This window comes from Nostocoides sp. F2B08 (assembly GCF_009184895.1).
GTDB lineage: Bacteria > Actinomycetota > Actinomycetes > Actinomycetales > Dermatophilaceae > F2B08.
In genome coordinates this window covers 62,625-84,158 of the sequence record NZ_WESE01000011.1, presented here as the reverse complement: position 1 = coordinate 84,158, position 21,534 = coordinate 62,625, and the positions used below count along the sequence as shown (strand labels likewise).

Annotated in this window: 19 protein-coding genes; 1 reads left to right on the top strand and 18 read right to left on the bottom strand. The window is 70.6% G+C overall.

Features of this window, described 5'->3' with window-relative positions; translation table 11 throughout:
* Window positions 1–134: 134 nt before the first annotated feature.
* The 18 genes from GA707_RS18455 to mraZ all read right to left on the bottom strand — a co-directional run bounded on the left by GA707_RS18455 (window position 135) and on the right by mraZ (window position 20,191).
* Complete coding sequence (locus tag GA707_RS18455) at window positions 135–1,619, bottom strand: DivIVA domain-containing protein (RefSeq protein ID WP_152179926.1); 1,485 nt, start codon at window positions 1,617–1,619, stop codon at window positions 135–137.
* A gap of 159 nt (window positions 1,620–1,778) precedes the next feature.
* Window positions 1,779–2,060, bottom strand: a complete 282-nt coding sequence (locus tag GA707_RS18450) for a YggT family protein (RefSeq protein ID WP_152179925.1) — start codon at window positions 2,058–2,060, stop codon at window positions 1,779–1,781.
* Between the two features lie 52 nt (window positions 2,061–2,112).
* Complete coding sequence (locus GA707_RS18445; protein ID WP_152179924.1) at window positions 2,113–2,616, bottom strand: cell division protein SepF; 504 nt, start codon at window positions 2,614–2,616, stop codon at window positions 2,113–2,115.
* Between the two features lie 65 nt (window positions 2,617–2,681).
* Window positions 2,682–3,404 (bottom strand): YggS family pyridoxal phosphate-dependent enzyme, encoded by a 723-nt coding sequence (locus GA707_RS18440; protein WP_226963943.1) that lies wholly within the window; start codon window positions 3,402–3,404, stop codon window positions 2,682–2,684.
* Entirely contained in the window at window positions 3,401–4,177 is a 777-nt protein-coding gene (locus tag GA707_RS18435) for a polyphenol oxidase family protein (RefSeq protein ID WP_152179922.1), read from the bottom strand. The genes GA707_RS18440 and GA707_RS18435 overlap by 4 nt, the downstream gene beginning before the upstream one ends.
* The gene (gene ftsZ / locus GA707_RS18430) at window positions 4,178–5,410 is read right to left on the bottom strand and encodes a cell division protein FtsZ (protein ID WP_193315412.1); all 1,233 of its coding nucleotides are present in this window, start codon (window positions 5,408–5,410) and stop codon (window positions 4,178–4,180) included.
* Window positions 5,411–5,659: 249 nt separating this feature from the next.
* Entirely contained in the window at window positions 5,660–6,472 is an 813-nt protein-coding gene (locus tag GA707_RS18425) for a cell division protein FtsQ/DivIB (protein ID WP_152179921.1), read from the bottom strand.
* On the bottom strand, window positions 6,472–7,929 hold the full coding sequence (gene murC / locus GA707_RS18420) for a UDP-N-acetylmuramate--L-alanine ligase (RefSeq protein WP_152179920.1): 1,458 nt from the start codon (window positions 7,927–7,929) through the stop codon (window positions 6,472–6,474). Before murC ends, GA707_RS18425 begins: the two co-directional genes overlap by 1 nt.
* On the bottom strand, window positions 7,926–9,014 hold the full coding sequence (gene murG / locus GA707_RS18415; protein ID WP_152179919.1) for an undecaprenyldiphospho-muramoylpentapeptide beta-N-acetylglucosaminyltransferase: 1,089 nt from the start codon (window positions 9,012–9,014) through the stop codon (window positions 7,926–7,928). The genes murC and murG overlap by 4 nt, the downstream gene beginning before the upstream one ends.
* A gap of 1 nt (window position 9,015) precedes the next feature.
* Window positions 9,016–10,290, bottom strand: coding sequence for a putative lipid II flippase FtsW (gene ftsW, locus GA707_RS18410; protein ID WP_226963942.1), 1,275 nt, complete (start codon window positions 10,288–10,290; stop codon window positions 9,016–9,018).
* Window positions 10,291–10,292: 2 nt separating this feature from the next.
* Window positions 10,293–11,810, bottom strand: a complete 1,518-nt coding sequence (gene murD, locus GA707_RS18405) for a UDP-N-acetylmuramoyl-L-alanine--D-glutamate ligase (RefSeq protein ID WP_152179918.1) — start codon at window positions 11,808–11,810, stop codon at window positions 10,293–10,295.
* Window positions 11,800–12,882: a phospho-N-acetylmuramoyl-pentapeptide-transferase gene (mraY, locus tag GA707_RS18400; protein WP_152179917.1), complete on the bottom strand. Its 1,083-nt coding sequence runs from the start codon at window positions 12,880–12,882 to the stop codon at window positions 11,800–11,802. The genes murD and mraY overlap by 11 nt, the downstream gene beginning before the upstream one ends.
* The gene (gene murF / locus GA707_RS18395; protein ID WP_152179916.1) at window positions 12,867–14,321 is read right to left on the bottom strand and encodes a UDP-N-acetylmuramoyl-tripeptide--D-alanyl-D-alanine ligase; all 1,455 of its coding nucleotides are present in this window, start codon (window positions 14,319–14,321) and stop codon (window positions 12,867–12,869) included. Before murF ends, mraY begins: the two co-directional genes overlap by 16 nt.
* Entirely contained in the window at window positions 14,318–15,859 is a 1,542-nt protein-coding gene (locus GA707_RS18390) for a UDP-N-acetylmuramoyl-L-alanyl-D-glutamate--2,6-diaminopimelate ligase (protein ID WP_152179915.1), read from the bottom strand. Before GA707_RS18390 ends, murF begins: the two co-directional genes overlap by 4 nt.
* A 37-nt stretch (window positions 15,860–15,896) precedes the next feature.
* Window positions 15,897–17,969, bottom strand: coding sequence for a penicillin-binding protein 2 (locus tag GA707_RS18385; protein WP_152179914.1), 2,073 nt, complete (start codon window positions 17,967–17,969; stop codon window positions 15,897–15,899).
* 92 nt (window positions 17,970–18,061) lie between these two features.
* On the bottom strand, window positions 18,062–18,547 hold the full coding sequence (locus GA707_RS18380; RefSeq protein ID WP_152179913.1) for a cell division protein FtsL: 486 nt from the start codon (window positions 18,545–18,547) through the stop codon (window positions 18,062–18,064).
* A complete protein-coding gene (rsmH, locus tag GA707_RS18375; protein ID WP_152179912.1) occupies window positions 18,544–19,545 on the bottom strand; it encodes a 16S rRNA (cytosine(1402)-N(4))-methyltransferase RsmH in 1,002 nt (333 codons plus the stop codon). The genes GA707_RS18380 and rsmH overlap by 4 nt, the downstream gene beginning before the upstream one ends.
* Before the next feature lie 214 nt (window positions 19,546–19,759).
* On the bottom strand, window positions 19,760–20,191 hold the full coding sequence (gene mraZ / locus GA707_RS18370; RefSeq protein WP_152179911.1) for a division/cell wall cluster transcriptional repressor MraZ: 432 nt from the start codon (window positions 20,189–20,191) through the stop codon (window positions 19,760–19,762).
* A 385-nt stretch (window positions 20,192–20,576) separates the two neighbouring features.
* On the opposite strand from mraZ, the gene GA707_RS18365 reads away from it, so the two are divergent.
* Complete coding sequence (locus GA707_RS18365; RefSeq protein WP_152179945.1) at window positions 20,577–21,530, top strand: MoxR family ATPase; 954 nt, start codon at window positions 20,577–20,579, stop codon at window positions 21,528–21,530.
* The last annotated feature ends 4 nt before the right edge of the window (window positions 21,531–21,534 follow it).

Here is a 21,534-nt window from a genome sequence, read left to right as displayed (position 1 = left end):
CCCGAAACGCGCAAAATGGCTCATGAGACACCTCGTGTCGAGGACGGCGAGAACCATCGCGACACCGACGAAACGACCCGGGCGGGCGCCGGGTCGGCGCCCTGCCCGGGTCGTCCTCGTGTCGTAGCCTGCCGTCAGCTGGCGGAGACCTCCTCGCCCTCCTCGGCGGGAGATCCGGAGTCGACCGTCATGTCCTCGAGGGCCGAGAGCTGACCGCTGATGAAGACCTTGAGGCGCGAGCGGTAGTCGCGCTCGAAGGTGCGCAGCTCGTCGATCTTCTGTTCGAGCTGGGTGCGCTCGGCGGCGAGCTCCTCGAGGATCTGCTGCTTGCGCTGCTGTGCCTCGTGGACCATGCCGGTGGAGCGCTCCCGGGCCTCGGTGATCATCTCTTCGTGCCGGGACGTCGCCTCGGCGATGAGCTCGTCGTGTCGCGTCTGGCCGGTGGAGACCAGCTCGTCATGCTGAGCCTGCCCCGTCGAGACCAGCTCGTCATGCTGAGCCTGCCCCGTCGACACCAGCTCGTCATGCTGAGCCTGCCCCGTCGAGACCAGCTCGTCATGCTGAGCCTGCCCCGTCGACACGAGCTCGTCATGCCGCGCCTGGGCGGTGGAGATCAGTTCATCGTGCTGCGACTGCCCCGTGGCGAGCAGCTCGTCGAACCGGCGCTGACCCTCGTCGAAGAGACTCTGCCGGCGGGACTCGCCCTCCGCGACATGCTCGTCGTGAACCCGTTGGGCGAGAGCGATGATCCCGGCGGCGTTGCCCCCGCCACCGATTGCGTTCATCGTGGCGGTGTCGTCCATGGAACCGGCGAACGCCGCCGGGTGTGAGGCCGCGGACTCCTCGGCCCGGCGGGCCGCCTCGGCGGCGCGTCGTTCGGCGTCCTCGGCCTCCGCGCGCGCTCGCTCGACCCGCGCCTGCGCCTCGCGCTCAGCCTCCTCGGCGCGTTGCGCCGCTGCTGCGACCCTGCTGTCCGCGGCACCCTCCGCGGCACCAGCAGCCTCGTCAGCGGACGCTGCCGCGGCTGCGACGCGCTGGTCCGCCTCGTCCGCGCGACGGTCGGCGTCCTCGACGCGTCGCTCGAGATCCGCGATCCGACCCTCGTAGTCCGCGATCGTCGAGCGAGCGTCCTCGGCACCCTGCTCGAGCTGCTCGACCCGCGCCTCCGCGGCCTCCGCGCGCTGCTCGGCCTCACGGAGGCGCTCCTGGAGCGTGGCCACCTCGTCGGCACGGCCGGACTCGCGCTGGTCCACGTCGCCGAGCTGGGACTCGAGCTCGGAGATGCGCGCAGTGAGGGAGTGGTTCTCGGTGGTGAGGGTCTCGAGGTCACCGTTGACGGCAGTGAAGCGACTCTGCAGGTCCTCGTGCTCGCTGCGCAAGGCGGCCAGCTGCGCGACGGACTCCGGCTCCTCTGCCCCGCCCGACGGGACGGCGCTGAGTCCGCGACCGGCGCGGCAGTCGTTGAGCTGCGTGCGAAGGTCCTCGGTGGACTGGTTCGTCCGACGCATCTCGGCGACGATCTCGTCGAGGAAGTCGTCGACCTCGCGCTCGTCGTACCCCTTGCGGAACTGCGTCTGAGTGAACGTCTTGTTGAGGACGTCCTCCGGCGTCAGCGCCATCTGTCACCTCTTTCGCTCTCGGCGTTGCTCGTCAACGCCGCTGGACATCACGTGGCGGCCCGTCGCTGGAAAGGGTCGGGCACACCAGGCACCTGCTCCACTGTAGAGGCAATGTCACGACCACGTCACAATCGGTGGGTCGCGGGACGCGGGATCAGGTCAGGGCGAGACGACGGCGAGCAGGATGTAGATGACGAGCACGAGGACGAAGAACCCCAGGTCCAGGGCGACTCCGCCGATGCGGAGAGGGGGCAGGACCTTCCGCAACGCTCGAAGGGGCGGGTCGGTCGCGCTGTAGACGCCCTCGGCCAGGACCAGGACGGGCCCTTTCGGCCGCCATTCGCGGGAGAAGACCTGAACCCAGCTCAGGATGAGCCGGGCGAACAGCACCAACAGATACAGGTACAGGAGCAGCGCGATGAGGCCTCTGATGCTGTTCATCGACTGGAACGACTCCTGACCTCGACCGGACGGCCTCGCCGGTGCGGGGCCCTCAGCTCTGGTTGAACGGTGCGGTGCGCGCGGGGGTTCCCGCGGTCTCGCCGTTGCCGACCTCGATGCCATGGGGTGACAGGAGGAAGACCTTCGCCGTGACCCGCTCGATGCTACCCCGCAGTCCGAAGACCAGGCCCGCGCCGAAGTCGACGAGCCTCTTCGCGTCCGCATCGTCCATCTCGGTGAGGTTCATGATCACCGGAGTGCCGTCCCGGAAGCTCTCCCCGATGACGCGCGCCTCGTTGTAGGTGCGAGGGTGGATCGTCGTGATCCGCCGGATGGTGCCGAGCTCGCGGTTCTGGACCAGGCGGACGTTCGCGGCACCGGAGCGCAGCGGCGTCACCGAGGCGCCGGCCGGCTCCGGCTCGTCGTCACGCGCGGTCTCGGCGGCATCGTCGAAGGTGTCCTGGGCGTCGTAGTCCTCGTAGTAGTCGTCCTCGTAGCGCTCGCCCTCGTCCTTGAGGCCGAGGTAGACCATCGTCTTGTGCAGTGCGCCGCCCATGAAAGCTCCTGACTTCGTTGTGCGCCGGGACCGACGTTCGGTCGAGCTGAAGTTCGTGATTGAAGTTACCGGTGTGACGGGCGAGAACCGAGGATTGCGGTTCCGACACGCAGGTGTGTCGCACCATGGGCGACGGCGGACTCGAGATCGCCGCTCATCCCCGCGGAGATCCACCGCGCGTCGGGATGGTCGCTTCGCAGCTCCGAGGAGACCTCGGCGAGCCGGCCGAAGACGCGGTCGGGATCCATCCCGAGAGGGGCGACGGTCATCACTCCTCGGAGCCGGAGTCGCTCCAGGCCTTCGACAAGCTGCGCGAGTCGGCCCACGTCCGCCGGAGCGGACCCGCCGCGTCCCGGGTCCGGCTCGGGATCGAGGTCGACCTGGATGAGGACATCGAGCGTACGGTCGGCGCGGGCGGCCCCCCGGTCGAGCGCCTCAGCCAGCGCGGGCCGGTCCAGCGAGTGCACGACGTCGGCGTACTGCGCGATGGAGCCGGCTTTGTTGCGCTGGGCCTGTCCGATGAAGTGCATGCGCGGAAGACGGGCGCCGCCCAGGAGCTCGGCGGTCTCCCTCACCTTGGCGCGAGCCTCCTGGTCGCGGTTCTCACCGATGTCCCGAACCCCCAGCTCGAGCAGCGAGACGACATCCGTGGCGGGGAAGAACTTCGTGACCACGATCAGCGACACCTCGGCCCGGTCGCGGTGGGCGTCAGCGCATGCGGCTCGGATCCGCTCCTCGGTGCGGGCCAGGCCCGCCCGCAGCTCCTCGATCCGTCGACCGTCGGTCACGGCGTATCCGGCGACGTGTCGGTCAGCATGACGACTCCCCCGAATCGGCCGGTGCGGCCGTCCCGCCGGTATGAGTACAGGTCCTGGCTCTCGCGAGTGCAGCCGGGGAGCCATCGCGTGGCGACGTCCGCCCGGGTCAGCTGCTCGACGACCCCAGCGGCGACGTCGATCGCCGTCGTCCCGGTCCAGGTGACGGCGGCGCATACGGGCTCCACCCGAGCGGCCGCCTCGCGCATCTCGGCGGGCACCTCGTAGCACCGCCCACAGACCGAGGGCCCGACGACGGCGCGGATCGAGCGCGCGCCGACGTCCCTCATGGCGGCCACCGCGACGGGCACGACTCCGGCGAGCATCCCGGGCCTCCCGGCATGAACGGCTCCGGCGACGCCGGCGTCCGGGTCGACGAGGAGGACCGGGGTGCAGTCGGCGACCAGAGCGAACAGTGCCACCCGCGGCAGGGTCGTGACGACGGCGTCCGATGAGGGAACCGGACCGAGCAGCTCCTCCTCGCGCGTGACGAGCCGGACCTCCGATCCGTGCACCTGGTCCATGAAGACCGGGGTCACCCCATCCTGCGGCACCCTGGCGAGGTCGGCCAGCTCGCCGATCACAGCGGCGCGATTGAGCCGCACCGCCGTCTCGTCGTCACCGACGTGCAGCGCCAGGTCGAGTCCGGCGTAGGGACCGGCCGACGCGCCCGAACCCCGGCTCGTGAAGGCGAGGACACTGCCGCCACCTCGCTCGGACCACCACCACGGGCTGGCTGCGGACACCTACTTGAGGAAGTCCGGGACGTCGAGGTCCTCCTCGTCGTCGAACGTGACAGCTCTCGGCACCGGCTGCGGCGCCGGACGAGCGGCATCGGTCCGTCCCGGTGCGGACTCGCCGGCCGACTGCTCCGGCTCGGCGGACCCCGCCTGCGGCTCGGTCGCCGGCGCGGAGGCGTCAGGGGCGGACGTGACGCTCGCGCCGGTCGGCGGTGCCGGTGCCTGGGCGGCCACCCGTGCACCGCCACCGTGGACCGTTCCGAGAGCCATCTCGTCCCCGCGTTTCTTGGGGCTGCCTCCGTCGAAGCCCGCGGCGATCACGGTGACGCGCACCTCGTCTCCGAGGGCGTCGTCGATGACCGCGCCGAAGATGATGTTGGCCTCGGGATGCGCGGCCTCCTGGACCAGCCTGGCCGCCTCGTTGATCTCGAAGAGGCCGAGATCGCTGCCACCCTGGATCGACAGCAGGACCCCGTGGGCCCCGTCGATGCTCGCCTCGAGGAGCGGGCTCGAGATGGCGAGCTCAGCGGCCTGGACCGCGCGGTCCTCACCTCGCGCCGACCCGATGCCCATGAGGGCCGAGCCCGCTCCCTGCATGACCGACTTCACGTCAGCGAAGTCGAGGTTGATCAGACCCGGCGTGGTGATCAGGTCCGTGATTCCCTGGACACCGGAAAGCAGCACCTGGTCGGCACTGCGGAAGGCGTCCAGCACGCTGACCGCTCGGTCGCTGATCGACAGGAGCCGGTCGTTCGGGATGACGATCAGGGTGTCGACCTCGTCGCGCAGGTCGGCGATGCCGGTCTCCGCCTGATTGGCCCGGCGCCGACCCTCGAAAGTGAAGGGTCGCGTGACGACACCGATCGTCAGGGCGCCCAACGACCGCGCGATCCGGGCCACGACGGGCGCGCCGCCCGTCCCCGTGCCGCCGCCCTCACCCGCGGTGACGAAGACCATGTCCGCTCCGCGCAGGACTTCTTCGATCTCCTCCGCGTGGTCGTCGGCCGCCTTCCGGCCGACCTCGGGGTCGGCGCCTGCGCCGAGGCCCCTGGTCAGCTCGCGGCCGACGTCGAGCTTGACGTCGGCGTCACTCATGAGGAGCGCCTGGGCGTCGGTGTTGATCGCGATGAACTCCACACCCTTCAAGCCCACCTCGATCATCCGGTTGATGGCGTTGACGCCACCGCCGCCGATGCCGACGACCTTGATGACGGCCAGGTAGTTCTGGGGAGTTGCCACGAGCGGGGCCTTTCAACAATGGGACATCTCGACGAAAAGTCTCAATGTGATGTGTAGAGTTAGAGTTTGGCTCTTGTGCGCTGCTGGAACGACGCTATGTCGGGTCGCCGGACAGAGCAACGTTGCACCCGCGCGTGTCGCCACATTCGTCGGCCCGAAGCGCCCGGTTCGTCACACCCGTCACTCCCGCCGCAGACGACGAGACCTCCGGCGCGCTCCGACCCCCGTGCCGGACCATCCGCGCTCTCGTCAGGAGTCGCCCGTCTCCCTCGTCACCGGACTGCGCGGCGCGCTGACATCGACGTACTGGGCGCCCGAGTCGAGCAGGGCCTCCACGACGGACGCCTTGAGCTCGGCATCCCCCGGTCCGCCCCACACCACGGTGCGGTCACCGAGATCGAGCGTGACCAGGTCGGCACTGCTCACGGTCGCGGTCGTGACCTGCGACAGCAGGCCGTCCGGCAGCGCCGACATCACGCGCCAGGCGCTGCGGTAGGCATCCTGCGACGCACCGGCCTCGCCCGCCGCCAGGACCCTCGGCAGGTTCTCGGGCGCCGCCGGGACCACCTCGATGACCGCCCCGTCCCTGTCCACGACCGCGACGTCCCCATCGGGTTGCTGGGCCGCGAGGACAGGCAGGCGTGGCATCACCTCGATGGAGATCGTCGTCGGCCAGCTCCGCACGACGCGGACCTCACGGACGATGCCGACCTCGCTGACCGAGCGCTCGGCTGCGGAAGTGTCAACCTCGACAAGAGGTTGAGACATGGGCACGGCGGCGGCGGCACGGATCGAGGCCTCCCAACGCTCCTCGACCCCGGTGACCACGACGCTCTCGACGAGGAACCAGTCGCTCCGCCACAGTGCCCACCAGCCCGCCACGGTCATCAAGGTCACGACGGCGAGGGCGGCGCCCAGCTGCCACGCTCGCCGGCGCCGAGCCCGGATCCGCCGGTCGAACCGCTCCTGGGCAGTCACCGCCGCGGCCGTGGACGCGCTCGTGGACGCGCTCGTGGACGCGCGACCGGAGCGGTCGCCGACGATCGTGGTGCGCGCAGCCATCACGACGCCTCTCCCGCCTCTCCTGCACGGTGCGCAAGCGCGTCGGCGAGGCGGGGTGCCAGGCTCGTGACGTCGCCGGCGCCGATGGTCATGACGACGTCGCCCGGGCGGGCGACTGCCGCCACATGCTGGACGGCGGCCTCGAAGTCGGGTTCCACGACAACGGAACGTCCCGGGCCGCGTTCGGACATCCGGTCGCTGATCAGGTTGCTCGACACGCCCTCGATCGGGTCCTCGCGCGCGGGATAGACCGCGAGCAGCACGATCTCGTCCGCAGGTTCGAGCGCGGCGGCGAACTCCTGCGCGAAGTCGCGGGTTCGGGAGTACAGGTGGGGTTGGAAGATCACGAGGAGCCGTCCGCCCCGCCGGTCCGCCATCTCCCGACCGGTCCGCACCGCGGCGGTCACCTTGGGTGCGTTGTGTGCGTAGTCGTCGATCACCCGCACGCCGAAAGGCTCGCCATGTGACTCGAAACGCCGAGCCGCCCCGGAGAACGAGGCCAGGCCGCCGAGTGCAGCCTCCGGGGTCAGTCCGCACGCCTCGGTGAGCACGGTGAAGGCACCGGCGGCGTTCTCTAGGTTGTGCCGGCCCGGCACCTGGAGGACCAGCTCGTGCCTGCGCGCCCCCACCGAGAGCTCGGCCCGCCCCCCGACGTCGGTCGGGTCGGCTGACGTCAGCCGGACGTCCGCATCCTCGCGCGCACCATAGGTGCGGACCCGGCGAGAGGTCCCCCGCGCATACTCCCCCAGCTCACGGGAGCCACGGTCATCGGCGCATACGACGAGCAGGCCACCGTCGGGCGCTGAGTCGACGAAGCGACGATAGGCGCGCTCGACACCGGCGAGGTCGCCGTAGTAGTCGAGGTGGTCGGCCTGCACGTTGGTCACGATGGCGACGTCCGGGGCGTACACGACGAAGGACCCGTCGCTCTCGTCGGCCTCGACCACGAGGTCGGGGCCGGTCCCGATGGCGGCGTTCGTGCCGAGCTGAGGGATCTCAGCACCCGATGCGAAGGACGGGTCTCGACCGGCGGCGACCAGGGCGGCGACGATCATCGACGTCGTCGTCGACTTGCCGTTCGCGCCGGCGACCGCGACCACGTGTCGCCCCGAACCGAGGGACGCGAGCGCCTGGGAGCGGTGCAGGATCCGCAACCCCCGCTCGCGAGCGGCGACGAGCTCCGGGTTGTCGGTCCTGATCGCCGACGAGACGACGACCGTGTCGACCCCGTCGAGGCGGTCGGCGGAGTGCCCGACGAACACGCGAGCGCCCGCTGCGGCGAGGGCGCTCAAGGTGGGAGAGTCCTTCGCGTCGGAGCCACTGACGGTGAGGCCGGCGGCGAGGAGCAGTCGCGCGACGGCCGACATCCCGGCGCCACCGATGGCGATGAGATGGACCCTGCCGAGATCGGCCGGAGCCGGAACGGCCGCCGCGAGGTCCGGGACGAACCCCGTCACGTGACCCTCCGCGCTGCCCGCTCGACGAGGTCGGCGAGGCGTTCGTGTCCGTCCCGGACGCCCACGGCCGCGGCCGCCACGGACATCGCCGCGAGGCGCTCGTCGTCGAGGGCGAGGGGCACCACGACATCGACGACCCACTGGGAGTCCACGGCCGCATCCTCGACGAGGATCGCTCCCCCGGCAGCAACGACGTCGTGGGCGTTGAGTCGCTGCTCCCCGTTGCCGATCGGGAGCGGGACGAGCACCGACGGCGCCCCAACGGCGCTCAGCTCGCAGACGGTGTTCGCGCCCGAGCGGGCGACCACGAGGTCGGCGGCGGCGAGGCACAGCTCCATCCGCTCGGCGTAGGGCAGAACCACGTAGCGTCCGGGGCCGGTCGGGACCTCGGGCTCGAACTCCTTGCCCCGGCCCGTGACGTGGACGACCTGCAGGCCGGCGGCGACGAGCGAGGACGCCGCACCGGCGAATGCGTCGTTCAGCCGCTGGGCACCCAGGCTTCCGCCGGTCACGAGGAGTGTGGGTCGACCGGGGTCCAACCCCAGCTCGCGGGCCGCCTCGGTCCGGCGCGTGGTGCGGTCCAGGGTCCGGATCTGCTCGCGCAGCGGCATGCCCGTGAGCGTCGAGTGCGGCAGCGGCGTCGAGGCGAAGGTGACGCCGACGTAGCGGGTGAGTCGAGCACCGAGGCGGTTCGCGAGACCCGGGCGGGCATTCTGCTCGTGCACGACGAGCGGGACCGCCAGCCGGCGCGCGGCGAGGTAGGCGGGCGTGCTCACATAGCCGCCGAACCCCACGACGACCTCGGCCCCAGGCTCACGCATCGCCGCGCCCGCGGCGTCGACCGCGGCCTTGAGCCGACCCGGAAGACGCAGCAGGTCTCCAGTGGGACGCCGCGGCATGGGGACCTTCGGGACCGTGGTCAGCTCGTAGCCGCGCGCGGGCACGAGGTCGGCCTCCAGCCCTGACTCGGTGCCGAGGATGACGACGTCGAGGCCCGGATGCCGGTCGACGAGGGTGTCTGCCAGGGCGAGCAGGGGGGACACGTGGCCCGCCGTGCCACCGCCGGCAAGCACGACGCTGCGCACGTCACACCCTCCTGCGCAGAGGTCGCCGCGCTCGGCTCGGAAGGAGCCGGCGTCGCGGACGAGCGGCAAGCTCGGCGGCGCAGTCCGGCTCGTGGCGGGCGAAGGAGATGAGGATCCCCAGGGCCGTCATGGTCATGATCAACGACGAGCCGCCGGACGAGACGAGCGGGAGGTTGACCCCGATGACGGGCAGCATGCCGATGACGGATCCGATGTTGATCATGGCCTGGACGATGATCCAGCCCATGATGCCGGCCGTGGCCAGTCGCACGAAGAGATCCGAGGAGCTCATGACGATGCGGTAGCTGCAGTACGCCACCATGAGGAACAAGGCGATGACGAGCAGGGTTCCGCCCAGCCCGAGCTCCTCCCCGATGATGGCGAAGATGAAGTCGTTGTGTGGCTCGGAAAGCCACTGCCACTTCTCCCGGCTCCCCCCGAGGCCGAGGCCGAACCAGCCTCCGTCGGCCAGCGCATACCGGCCGTGGATGCTCTGCCTGGCGATGCCGAACGGGTCGGTGTCACGCCCGAGCCAGACGTCGAAGCGACCGAGCCGGTTCGGGCTGTAGACGACCATGGCCACTGCGAGCGCGACGAACAGTCCACCCGCGAACCCGAAGTAGCGTGCGGGAACGCCGGCCGCCCACAGGACCGCCCCGACCACCGCGCCGAGAATGAGCACCGTGCCCAGGTCCTCACCGTAGAGGACCAGACCGATCGCAACCGCCGCGAACGGGACGACGTAAGGGACCAGCACATGTCTGAACTGACCCAGCACCCGCCGCTTCTTCGACAGGATCGCCGCACCGAGAAGGGCCAAGGCGAGCTTGAGGATCTCGCTCGGCTGGACGACGAAAGGGCCCAAGTCGATCCAGTTGCAGTTGCCGGACTGGCACGAACCGATGGGACTGAAGACGAGCGCCTGGAGCCCGATCGCGATGACCATCATCGGTAGAGCGAGGCGCTTCCACAGATGCGGAGGTATTCGGACGGCGATGAGGATGGCCACCGTGCCGAGGGCCGCGAAGGTGAGCTGGCTGCGGAAGACGGTGTAGGACGAGCTCGTGTTGGCGAGCGACACAATGGCGGACGCCGAGAGGACCATGATCAACCCGAAGCCGACGAGGATGCTCGTCGCGGCGATGAGCATGTAGTAGGTCGTGGTCGGCGACTCGAGGCGCCGGAGCCACGCAGTCGGGCCGGAGTCGCGCACGAGGGCGGCGGCGCGCTGGGCCCTTGCACCGACGGTCCCGCGCGGCGGGGCGGTCGTCGTCACCCTCAGCCTCCCTCGGCGCCGCCGGGCCGTCCGTCGCGACCGTCCCGCCGCTCGGCAAGCCTGTGAACGGCGGCGCAGAACGCGTCGCCGCGGGCGCCGTAGTCCGCGAACATGTCCATGGAGGCGGCGGCCGGCGCCAGGAGCACGACGTCGCCGGGACGGGCGGCGTCGAACGCGGATGCCACAACCTGGTCCATGGCATCAGTGTCCGTGGCGGCGACCTCGATGACACGGACATCCGGCGCGTGTCGCCGCAGTGCCTCGGCGATGACCGCCCGGTCCGCTCCGATGAGGACCGCGGCCCGGAGGCGGTCTCGGGCGTCCCGCACGAGCTGCTCGACGTCGGCACCCTTGAGCAGCCCGCCCGCGACCCAGACCACCGACTCGTATCCGAGGACCGCGGCTCTCGCGGCGTGCGGGTTGGTCGCCTTCGAGTCGTCGACGAAGCGCACCCCCTCGACCGTGGTCACCTCCGCGATCCGGTGCGGCTCCGGGCTGAAGGCTCGCAGACCATCGCGCACCGCCACGGGAGGGACCCCGGCAGCCCGCGCGAGAGCCGCGGCGGCCAGGGCGTTCTGCACCAGGTGCGGTGGCGGGACGCCGTCGGCCGTGATGTCGGCGAGGGTGCCGAGCTCGGCGGCCGAGTGTTCGCGCTCGGCGACGAACGCCCGGTCGGCCAGCACGTCGTCGACGAGTCCGACCATCGAGCGGGCGGGAACGCCCAGGGTGAACCCGATGGCGCGAGCGCCCTCGATGACATCCGCCTCGCGCACGAGCTGCTCGGTGACCGGATCCTCGACGTTGTAGACACACGCCACGCGCGTCCGCTCATAGACGCGGCCTTTGGCCGCGCGGTAGGCCGCGAACGATCCGTGCCAGTCGAGGTGGTCGGGAGCGACGTTCAGACACGCCGACGCCAGAGGTGAGATCGACGTCGACCAGTGCAGCTGGAAGCTGGAGAGCTCCACGGCGATGACGTCGTAGGGTTCCGGGTGCAGGACCGCCTCGAGGATCGGGGTGCCGACGTTGCCGGCGCTGCAGGCCCGCAGCCCGGCGGCCCGCAGCATCGCGGTGAGCATCTGGACCGTGGTCGTCTTGCCGTTGGACCCCGTCAGCGTCAGCCACGGAGCCGCACCGGGTCCACGCAGCCGCCACGCCAACTCGACCTCACCCCAGACCGGGATGTCGGCCGCTGCCGCGGCGGCGAGCATGGGCTGGCCCGGTCGCCACCCGGGAGAGGTGACGACCAGGTCGGGCGGATCATCCGGAAGGGCGGCCACGTAGGCGGATCCGGCGCGGACGTCTACGCCGAGGATGTCGAGAACCTTGAGGCGCTCGAACAGTGCGCTCCCCGGCGCGGGGTCGGCACCGTCGACGAGGGTCACCCTCGCGCCGCGCTCCGCGAGCGCGTCGGCGGCGGCGAAGCCGCTCACTCCACCGCCCGTCACGAGGACGGTCAGGCCGGCCGGGTCGAACGGTGGGGAACCGTCCTCGTGCACGGCCTTCAGGTCAGGCGCCACCGACGACCCATTCCGCGTAGAACAGACCGAGGCCGAGAGCGACGAACAGACCCGCGATGATCCAGAACCTGATGACGATCGTGACCTCCGCCCAGCCGAGCAGCTCGAAGTGATGCTGAAGCGGGGCCATGCGGAACACCCGCTTGCCGGTCGTCTTGAACGAGGCCACCTGGATGATCACCGAGAGGGTGATGGCGACGAAGAGTCCGCCGAGGATGACGATGAGCAGCTCGGTTCGCGTCGTGATGGCGAGTCCCGCGAGCGCTCCACCGAGCGCGAGCGAGCCGGTGTCGCCCATGAAGATCTTGGCCGGACTGGCGTTCCACCAGAGGAAGCCGAAGCACGCCCCCATGCCCGCTGCGGCGACGACGGCGAGGTCGCGTGAGTCGCGGACCTCGTAGCAGTTGATGCCCGGCGTCGTCTGACAGTTCTGGTTGCCCTGCCAGATGCCGATCAGGACGTAGGCCGCGAACACCATGACCGACGCGCCGGTGGCCAGGCCGTCGAGGCCGTCGGTGAGGTTCACGCCGTTGGAGGTGCCGGCGATCATGAGGTTGGCCCAGATGACGAACAGCAGGACGCCCAGCAGCGGCCCCGCGAAGGCGAGGTCGAAGCCGGTGTCCCGGACGAAGGAGATCTTCGTCGAGGCGGGGGTCCGCCAGCGTTCGTTGGGGAACTGCAGAGCGAGGACGGCGAAGACGGTGGCGACGAGGGTCTGCCCGAACAGTTTCTCGGCGGACCGCAGTCCGAGGCTGCGCTGCTTGCTGATCTTGATGTAGTCGTCGAGGAACCCGACCAGCCCCAGTCCGCTCATGAGGAACAGCACGAGGATCGCGCTCATCGTCGGCGGCGTCCAGGTCAGCAGATGGGCAACCGCGTAGGCCGAGACCGAGGCGAGGATGATGACGGCCCCGCCCATCGTGGGCGTGCCGCGCTTCGTGTGGTGGGACGTCGGTCCGTCGTCGCGGATGAACTGGCCATAGCCGCGGCGGACGAGGAGCTTGATGAACATCGGCGTGCCGAACAGCCCGACGAGCAGGGCGAAGACGGCGGCGATCAGGACGGCGAGCACGTGGTGTCTCCCCCCTCGCGCGCGGAACGCTCCGACGCGAACGTCCCTGGGGGAAGCCCTGCGATGCGGTCACCGAGGTGTCGCAGCCCGGCGTCCCGACTGGACTTGAACAGGACGACGTCACCGGAGCGGATCTCGCTCATCAGGAGATCGTATGCGGCATCCGCGTCGTCGAGGACGGCGCACCGGGGTGCATCCTGCGCGGCGTCGGCCGCGAGGGCGGGACCTCCGGCACCGACGCAGACGAGCAGGTCGACGCCCCGGTCCAGCGCATACCGGCCCACCCGGGCGTGCTCGGAATCGCTGTCGGCTCCGAGCTCGAGCATGGTTCCGAGCACGGCGATGGTGCGCCGCCCCTCCCCCATCCGGGCCAGCGCGTCCAGCGCGGCGCGCATGGAGTCCGGGTTGGCGTTGTAGGCGTCGTTGACGACGGTCACGTCGTCGTCGCGGTCGGTCACCTCCATGCGCCACCTGCTCACCGAAGCGGCGGAGCCGAGTGCGTCGGCGATGACCTGCGGGTCCAGGTCGCAAGCGCGGGCCGCGGCGAAGACGGAGAGCGCGTTACCCACGTGGTGGACACCGTGGAGGGAGAGGGCGACCGGCCAGCGGGACGAGCCGTCGGTGATGACGAAGCGGGGCCGGGAGGCGGCGTCCAGCTCGACCTCCTCGGCGCGGACGGTGGCGGCGGGGTCCCCCGCGGCGCTGACGGTGACGACCGATCCACGGGTGCGCGAGGCCATGGCCGAGACCGCCGGGTCGTCGTGGTTGAGCACCGCCGTCCCCGTCGACGCGAGCGCCTCGACGATCTCGCCCTTGGCGAGGGCGATGGCCTCGCGCGACCCGAACTCGCCGAGGTGGGCGGTGCCGACGTTGAGCACGATCGAGACGTCCGGCGGAGCGATGCGGGTGAGGTAGGCGATGTGCCCCACGCCGCGGGCACCCATCTCGGCGACGAGAAAGCGGGTGCTCTCCGTGACCCTCGTGACGGTGAGGGGAACGCCGACCTCTGAGTTGTAGGAACCGTGCGGCGCCACGGTCTCGCCGGCGACGGCGAGCACCTGGCCCAGCAGATCCTTGGTCGAGGTCTTGCCGGACGATCCGGTGATGGCGACCACGGTGAGCTGCGGCGCCGCGTCGACGACGCCGCGGGCGAGCGCGGCGAAGGCGTCCTGGACGTCGTCGACGACGATGCACGCCACCCCGTCCACGGGGCGACTGGTGAGCGCCGCCAGTGCGCCCGCCTCCAGCGCCTGGGGGATGAAGTCGTGACCGTCGGCGTGCTCGCCGATGCGCGCGACGTACAGGCCACCGGGTGCGCAATCCCGGGAGTCCGTCACGACGGGTCCGTCGATGACGGTGAGCGCCGCCTGCTCGGCTGAGATGCCCGTCAACCGACCTCCGGTGAGCTCGGCGAGGCGGGCGAGCGTGAACGCGATCATGCGTCCGCTCCCAGGCGGGCACTCAGGGCGCGGCTGAGCTCGTCGCGGTCGTCGAAGGGGTGGACGACGCCGTCGATCTCCTGTCCGGTCTCGTGGCCCTTGCCGACGACGGCGATGGTCGCCGCAGACCCGGCGGGGGCGGCGATCTCGACCGCCCGGGCGATGGCATCGCGTCGTTCGCCCACCTCCTCGATCCGTGCGTGCGTCCCCGCGCAGCGGGCGCCCTCGAGGATGGCCGCCCGGATCACCTCGGGGTCCTCGCTGCGGGGGTTGTCGTCGGTGACGATAACGACATCGGCGGTGGCGGCGGCCCGGCCCATGGCGGCCCGCTTGCCGCGATCGCGTTCCCCACCGGCTCCGAGCACGACGACGAGGGGACCGTCGGTGCCGGGTCGCAGGGCAGCGATCGCCGCCTCGACGGCGTCGGGGGTGTGGGCGTAGTCCACCACCGCGAGCGGGACCCGTGAGCCGGACGGTCCGACGCGTTCCATCCGTCCCGGGACGTGCGGGTCGGTCAGGACGGCCATCGCGACCTCGTCCGCCGGGTGCCCGAGCATGAGCAGGGAGACGGCCGCCATCGCGGTGTTCATGACGTTGAAGTCCCCAGGCAGGGCCGACCGCAGCCGGAGCGAGGTGTCCGGTCCCGTGAGAACGAACTCCCCCGTATGGGCCGACTCGACGACGTAGTCCGCCCCCACGGCTCCGGGGCCGTGCGCGCGGGCGATGGTGACGGCGGGCACGGGGCACTGCGCCGCGAGCCGACGACCCCACTCGTCGTCGACGCAGATCAGCGCCCGCCCGGACCGCTCCGGGGTGAACAGGCTCGCCTTCGCGGCGAAGTAGTCGTCCATGTCGGGATGGAAGTCGAGATGGTCCTGGCTCAGGTTCGTGAACAGCGCCAGGTCGTAGCGCACCCCGTCGACGCGGTGCAGGGCCAGGGCGTGGCTGGAGACCTCCATGACGCAGTCGTCGACGGACCTCTCGGTCATCACCGCGAGCAGCCGGTGCAGGTCGCACGACTCGGGGGTCGTGCGGACACTCGGGACCCGCTCGGCGCCGATCCGGGTCTCCACCGTCCCGATCAGCCCGACCCGCCGGTCCAGCGCACCCAGGGCGGAGGCGATGAGGTATGCGGTGGTCGTCTTTCCGTTGGTGCCCGTCACCCCGATCATCCGCAGGCCGAGGTCGGTCGTGCCGTAGACCGCGGCCGAGACCGCTCCGAGGACCGACCGCGGATCTGCGACGACGACGAGGGGCAGTGATGTCCCGGCGGCTGCGACCTTGTCCGCCCCCTCATCGTCCGTGAGGATGGCCACCGCACCGGATCCGGCGGCCTGGACCGCGAAGTCCGCTCCGTGGGCGTTGGCCCCGGGCAGCGCGGCGTAGAGGTCGCCTCGCATGACGCTTCGCGAGTCCAGCGTGACGCCGTGGACGAGGCCGATCCCCTCATCGGGTGTCTGATCGACGAGGCGCCCGCCGGCGATCCTGGCGCACGCGGCCGGCGTCAGGCCTGCGGTCTGAGGGTGGAGTGTCGACACGGGCGACCATTATCCAAGAACTACGGGTATCCAAGAACTACGGGAGGTACTCGGACCCGAGGACCCGCTGGTCGCTCCGGGCCGGCGGCTCGTCGAGCTCGATGACCTGCTCGACCGGCTCCGCCCCCGTCGGCGGGATGGCGAGCTCGGCCAGCGCATACGTCATGACGTCCTTGAAGATCGGGGCCGCCACGAGGCCGCCGTAGAAGAGGATGCTGGGCTTCTGGACGAAGACGCTGACGATGATCTGGGGGTCGTCGGCCGGAGCGATGCCGATGAAGCTGGCCGTCTTGCCGCTGTAGCGGCCGAGTCGGTCGTCGTAGCGGTCCGCCGTGCCGGTCTTGCCCGCGACGCGGTATCCGGGGATCGCGGCCTGCGGTGCACTTCCCTCGTCGCTGACCGCTCCCTCGAGCATCGCCATGACCTGCTGGGCCACGTCCGCGTCGACGACGCGCCGGCTCTCCGGTGGTTCGGCGGGCATCATCACCCCGTCGTCGGTCTCGACCGACTTGATCAGGCTCGGCTGCACGCGCACCCCGTCGTTGGCGATCACCTGGTAGGCCATCGAGTTCTGGATCGCAGTGCCGGACATACCCTGGCCGTACATGACGGTGAACCGCTGAGACCCGCTCATCTGGTCGGCGGGGGTGACCAGGCCCGGTGACTCGTTCGGAAAGTCCACCCCGGACATCGCGCCCATGCCGAAGTCGCGGAAGTACTTCTCGAGGACCTCGGGCTCGAGCTGTTCACCGATCAGGATCGTGCCGATGTTGCTCGACTTGGCGAGGACGCCGGTGGCGGTGAGGTACCACGTGGGGTGGTCACTGCTGTCCTTGAAGCTGCGGTCGGCCCGCGGAAGTCGGTTGGGCACGACCACCGGTTGGTCGGGGGTGACCACGCCTTCCTGGAGCGCGGCCGCCATGGTGACGATCTTGTTGGTCGACCCGGGCTCGAAGATCTGGGAGAACGCGAGGTTGTCGAGCGACCCCTTGACGGACGAGAGGTCGTTGGGGTCGTAGGACGGATAGGAGGCGACGGCGAGCAGCTCTCCGGTGCGCGCGTGCTGGACCACGACCGTCCCCGACTCGCCGCCGACCCGCGAGATCCCTCGTGCGAGAGAGTTCTGTGCGTACCACTGGATCGCCGAGTTGATGGTGAGCTGGACGGTCCGACCGTCGACGGCCTCCTCGAGGACCTGTCGGCCGTTGGGGATGATCCGTCCGCTCGGCGAGGTCTCGTACTTGGCCGAGCCGTTGGAGCCGGCCAGGACCTCGTCGACCATGGACTCGACGCCACCCCCCGCCCGGCCGTCCGCATACACCCAGCCGACGAGTGACGCCGCGGTCGTCGACTGTGGGTAGTCGCGCTCGGCGGTGCGCTCGCTGTACACGCCGGGGATACCCAGGGCGCTGATCCTGCGCCAGGTCGGCACCGTGACGTTCTTGGCGATGATCTTGTAGCGGGCGGTGCCGATCAGCTCGTCGCGCAGCCGGGTGTCGCTCATGCCGAGCAACGGCGCGAGCTCCTGGGCGGCTCCCCACACACCGGTCTTGGTTCGGACGCCGTCCACGCGCTGGACGAACTCCGGGATGGCGGTCTGGTCGACCGTCACCGTGCGCCGTTCGATGCTCTGGGCGAGGACGACGCCCTCACTGTCGACGACCTGACCGCGCAACGCCGGCAGCACCTCGGTGCGGTTGCGCTGGTCGAGGGCTTCGGCCGCCACCGCCGCGGCATCCAGACCCTGGATCCGGACGAGCTGGACCGCGAAGAGCGAGAACACCGCGAGCGTGATGACGAGGATGCCGCGGACCCGACGTCGGGAGTTGATCTGGACGGGCCGGCGGGTGCGACGTGGGCGGGGCGCCGGCGCCGAGCGCGCGCCGACGGGCCGGGCGGTGCCCGCGCGAGACCCCGGCGCCGTGCGCGTGAAACCACCACGCCCGCGACTTCTCTGCGCCGGCCGGCCGCCCGCCGTGCCCGTGGACTTCGCCGGAGCACCCGTGGGCCGGGCGGCGTGGCGCGCACCGGACGCGCCGGGCGGCCGGGCACGCCGGGTGCCGCCGTCGGCACGTCGGCGGCCACTGTGGGGCTGGTCCGGAGGGGTCATCGATCCTCTGGGTTCATGGTGGTGCGATCCGGGTGGGTCAGGTCCATCTGGGTGCGAGTCGCCGTGCTGTACGGGTCCGCCGGCCTGTCAGGTCACCGCCGGTCGGTCGTCGCACTGCGGGCGACGGCCAATGCTGGAGGAGCCGTGCGCGGCGGCTTTACGACCACGCTAAAGGCGGTGTCGTCCGAGGCCGGCTCCGCCACGCCGAGGACGGCACCGTCGTCGAGTCGAAGGAAGGCCGGACTCGCGGCGGGAACCATGCCCATCCGGCTCGCCCGAGATGCGAGCGCCGCCGGCGAGCTCACTGCGGTGATGCTCTGTTCGAGAGCGTCCTCTGTTTCCGCGAGCTCGCCGGCGGTGCGCTGCAGCTCGTGCACGGTGAAGGAGCCCTCCGCGAGCGACATGTTGAGGAACAACAGCGTCAGCAGCCCGGACAACAGCAGACCTGCACACACCAGGAGCATCCCCCCGTGGCTGGGGGCGGGGGCGGGCACCGCGGTGAGGACCGGACGCGGCGCCCCGCGGCGGCGGGTGCGGACGCCGGTGTCGCGCAGCGGTGCGGATGCGAGCGTGCTCATGGAGTGACCCCTGTCGTGACCGGTGAACGGGTGGTGCTGGACGGACGGATGCGTTCGGCGGCTCGGAGACGGACCGAGGCCGAGCGTGGGTTTGCGGCCTGCTCTTGCGCGGAGGCCTCTTCGGCGCCGCGGGTGAGCAGTCGGAGGGTGGGAGCGTGCTCCGGGAGCTCGACGGGAAGCCCCTCCGGCGCCGAACTACGGGACGCGGTGACCAGGGCGCGCTTGGTGATCCGGTCCTCGAGGGAGTGGTAGCTGAGGACGACGATCCGGCCTCCGACCGCCAGCGCCTCGATCGCCACCTCGACGGCGCGCTCCCAGACGCGCAGCTCTGCGTTGACCTCGATACGCAGCGCTTGGAACGTCCTCTTGGCCGGATGGCCGCCCTGCTGGGCCCGGACGGGAATCGCCGCCCGGACGATGTCGACGAGCTGGCCGGTGCGCAGGATGGGGGCGTCGCGGCGCTCGTGCACGATGCGCTCGGCGATGCGTCGGGCGTACCGCTCCTCACCGAACCGCCGCAGGATGCGCTCGATCTCCTCGGACGGGTAGTCGTTGACCACCTCACGAGCGCTCGGGCCGGTGGTCGGGTCCATGCGCATATCCAGGGGAGCGTCGGTCATGTAGGAGAAGCCACGGTCGGCCTCGTCGATCTGCAGGGAGGAGACGCCGAGGTCGAAGAGGATGCCCTGCACGTGCTGGACGTCGAGATCCGCGAGCACCGTCGGCAGCTCGTCGTAGATCGCGTGGACGGCGACGAACCGGTCCCCCACATGGGCCAGACGGGTTCGGGCGAGGGCCAGCGCGGCTGGATCCCGGTCGATGCCGATGACGCGGGCCTCGGGACACGCCGCGAGCAGCGCCTCGCTGTGCCCACCGAGCCCGAGCGTGGCATCCACGATCACGGAGCCGGACGCAGTGGCGGCCGGCGCCAGCAGGTCGACGCAGCGCTGGAGCAGCACCGGCACATGCCGCTCCGCGCCGGAATCGGTAGCCGCCATGGCCGGTCTCTCCTCTCGCTCGTCTCTCACGTTCTGGTTGCCCTGGGGGAATGCTCGGGACTGGTACGGCTCTGACCTGGACCCTGGTCCCCATCCGGTCCGGACCCGGCACGGGGGAAGGCGTGTCGGGGGCGGTCTCCGGCTGGAGGCCGAGGTGCAGGTCAGCGATCGTGCGTCGGTGGACTGGTGTCTCGCGGCCGCGCCAGCCGCACGCTCAGATCAGGCCGGGGATCACCTCGTCCTCCTGGTCGGCGAAGTCGCCCTCGAATGCCTCGAGGTACTCGGTCCACGCAGCGCTGTCCCAGACCTCGAGGTGGTCTCCGGCGCCGGTGATCGTGATGTCACGGAGCAGTCCGGCGTACTCACGCAGGTGGGGCGGGATCGAGATCCGCCCCTGCTTGTCGGGGATCTGGTCGGAGGCTCCGGAGAGGAGGAGGCGGCTGTATGCGCGTGCCCGGCGGTTCGTCGTCGGCATGGCCATGACCCGGCCGGCGAGCGACTCGAAGGTATCCGCCGGGTAGATCACCAGCGACTTCTCGTGACCCCGCGTCACGACGATGCCCGAGGCGAGCCGGTCCCGGTACTTGGCCGGCAGGAAGAGCCTGCCCTTGTCGTCGAGTCGAGGCGTGTGCGTCCCCATGAACATGGGCCGTCACCTCCACCTCTCACCCTCGATCGCCACGGCGCTCCCGCTTGCCCCACCGTACTCCACTTTCCTCCACAAATCACGCAAGATCGGCCTGTGATCGCTTTCATCTCGCAATTTATGCAGGTCAAACAGGTGGAGGAAAGTGGAGGAAGATCTCCACCTCGGCGCCATCCGATGGGCTCGGGTGAAGCAGACGGCACGGAACTGTCTTCGACCCGGTGACGTTTGGGCTTGGCATAGGGCACGATCGAGGAAGAACCACGTGGAAGGGGGCGTCCTGGTGACGTCATCGACACCGGCACCCGGTGGACGAGAGGACCTGGCCTCGGGCGACCTGTCGGTCGTCGGGCCCTCCAGCGCGGGCGGAAGCACCGCGGAACCCATGCGTCTGGAGCAGGTGCGCCGGCTCGCCGCCGACCTGATGGCGACGATGAACTCGGTCATCGAGGGCAAGCCGGAGGTGGTCTCGACGGCGGTCATGGTGCTTCTCGCCGAGGGGCACCTTCTCATCGAGGACGTCCCCGGTGTCGGCAAGACGATGCTGGCCAAGACACTGGCCAGGTCGATCGACTGCACCGTCCGACGGGTTCAGTTCACCCCCGACCTGCTGCCGAGTGACATCACCGGGGTCAGCGTCTTCAACCAGGACGTCCGCAGCTTCGAGTTCCGCCCGGGGGCCATCTTCGCCAACGTCGTCGTCGGCGACGAGATCAACAGGGCCTCGCCCAAGACCCAGTCGGCTCTCCTCGAGTGCATGGAGGAGGGCCAGGTGACGGTCGATGGCCACACCTACGTGCTGCCGGCTCCCTTCATCGTGATGGCGACCCAGAACCCGATCGAGATGGAGGGGACGTACCCGCTGCCCGAGGCACAACGGGACAGGTTCATGGCCCGCATCTCGATGGGCTACCCGTCCGCCCGCAGCGAGATGGACATGCTCGTCGGCCACGGCCTGGCCTCCCCCCTCGAGAACCTGCGGCCGGTCGTCGATGCCGCGTCGGTGCGACGCATGATCGAGGCGGTCCGAGAGGTCTACGTTGCGGAGTCGGTCCGTCAGTACATCGTCGAGATCGCCCACGCGACGCGGCGCAGCGACGCGCTGCGGCTCGGTGCCTCACCCCGTGCGACCCTGCACCTGCTGCGCGCGGCTCGCGCCTATGCGGTCCTCGCCGGTCGCGACCACGTGCTCCCGGACGACGTCCAACGGGTCGTCGTCCCGGTCCTGGCCCACCGCATACTCACGACGGGAGAGACCCAGTCGGCCCGCCGGTCGTCGGCGGACGTCCTCGGCGAGCTCCTGCACCGCGTCCGGGTGCCGGTGCCCCGAGAGAGCTGACCCG

Excerpts from the sequence above, each read along its gene's own strand:
- GA707_RS18455 (WP_152179926.1), bottom strand. The coding sequence starts at position 1,619 with ATGGCGCTGACGCCGGAGGACGTCCTCAACAAGACGTTCACTCAGACG.
- GA707_RS18450 (WP_152179925.1), bottom strand. The coding sequence starts at position 2,060 with ATGAACAGCATCAGAGGCCTCATCGCGCTGCTCCTGTACCTGTATCTG.
- GA707_RS18445 (WP_152179924.1), bottom strand. The coding sequence starts at position 2,616 with ATGGGCGGCGCACTGCACAAGACGATGGTCTACCTCGGCCTCAAGGAC.
- GA707_RS18425 (WP_152179921.1), bottom strand. The coding sequence starts at position 6,472 with ATGGCTGCGCGCACCACGATCGTCGGCGACCGCTCCGGTCGCGCGTCC.
- murF (WP_152179916.1), bottom strand. The coding sequence starts at position 14,321 with ATGATCGCGTTCACGCTCGCCCGCCTCGCCGAGCTCACCGGAGGTCGG.
- GA707_RS18385 (WP_152179914.1), bottom strand. The coding sequence starts at position 17,969 with ATGACCCCTCCGGACCAGCCCCACAGTGGCCGCCGACGTGCCGACGGC.
- GA707_RS18380 (WP_152179913.1), bottom strand. The coding sequence starts at position 18,547 with ATGAGCACGCTCGCATCCGCACCGCTGCGCGACACCGGCGTCCGCACC.
- rsmH (WP_152179912.1), bottom strand. The coding sequence starts at position 19,545 with ATGGCGGCTACCGATTCCGGCGCGGAGCGGCATGTGCCGGTGCTGCTC.
- mraZ (WP_152179911.1), bottom strand. The coding sequence starts at position 20,191 with ATGTTCATGGGGACGCACACGCCTCGACTCGACGACAAGGGCAGGCTC.
- GA707_RS18365 (WP_152179945.1), top strand. The coding sequence starts at position 20,577 with ATGCGTCTGGAGCAGGTGCGCCGGCTCGCCGCCGACCTGATGGCGACG.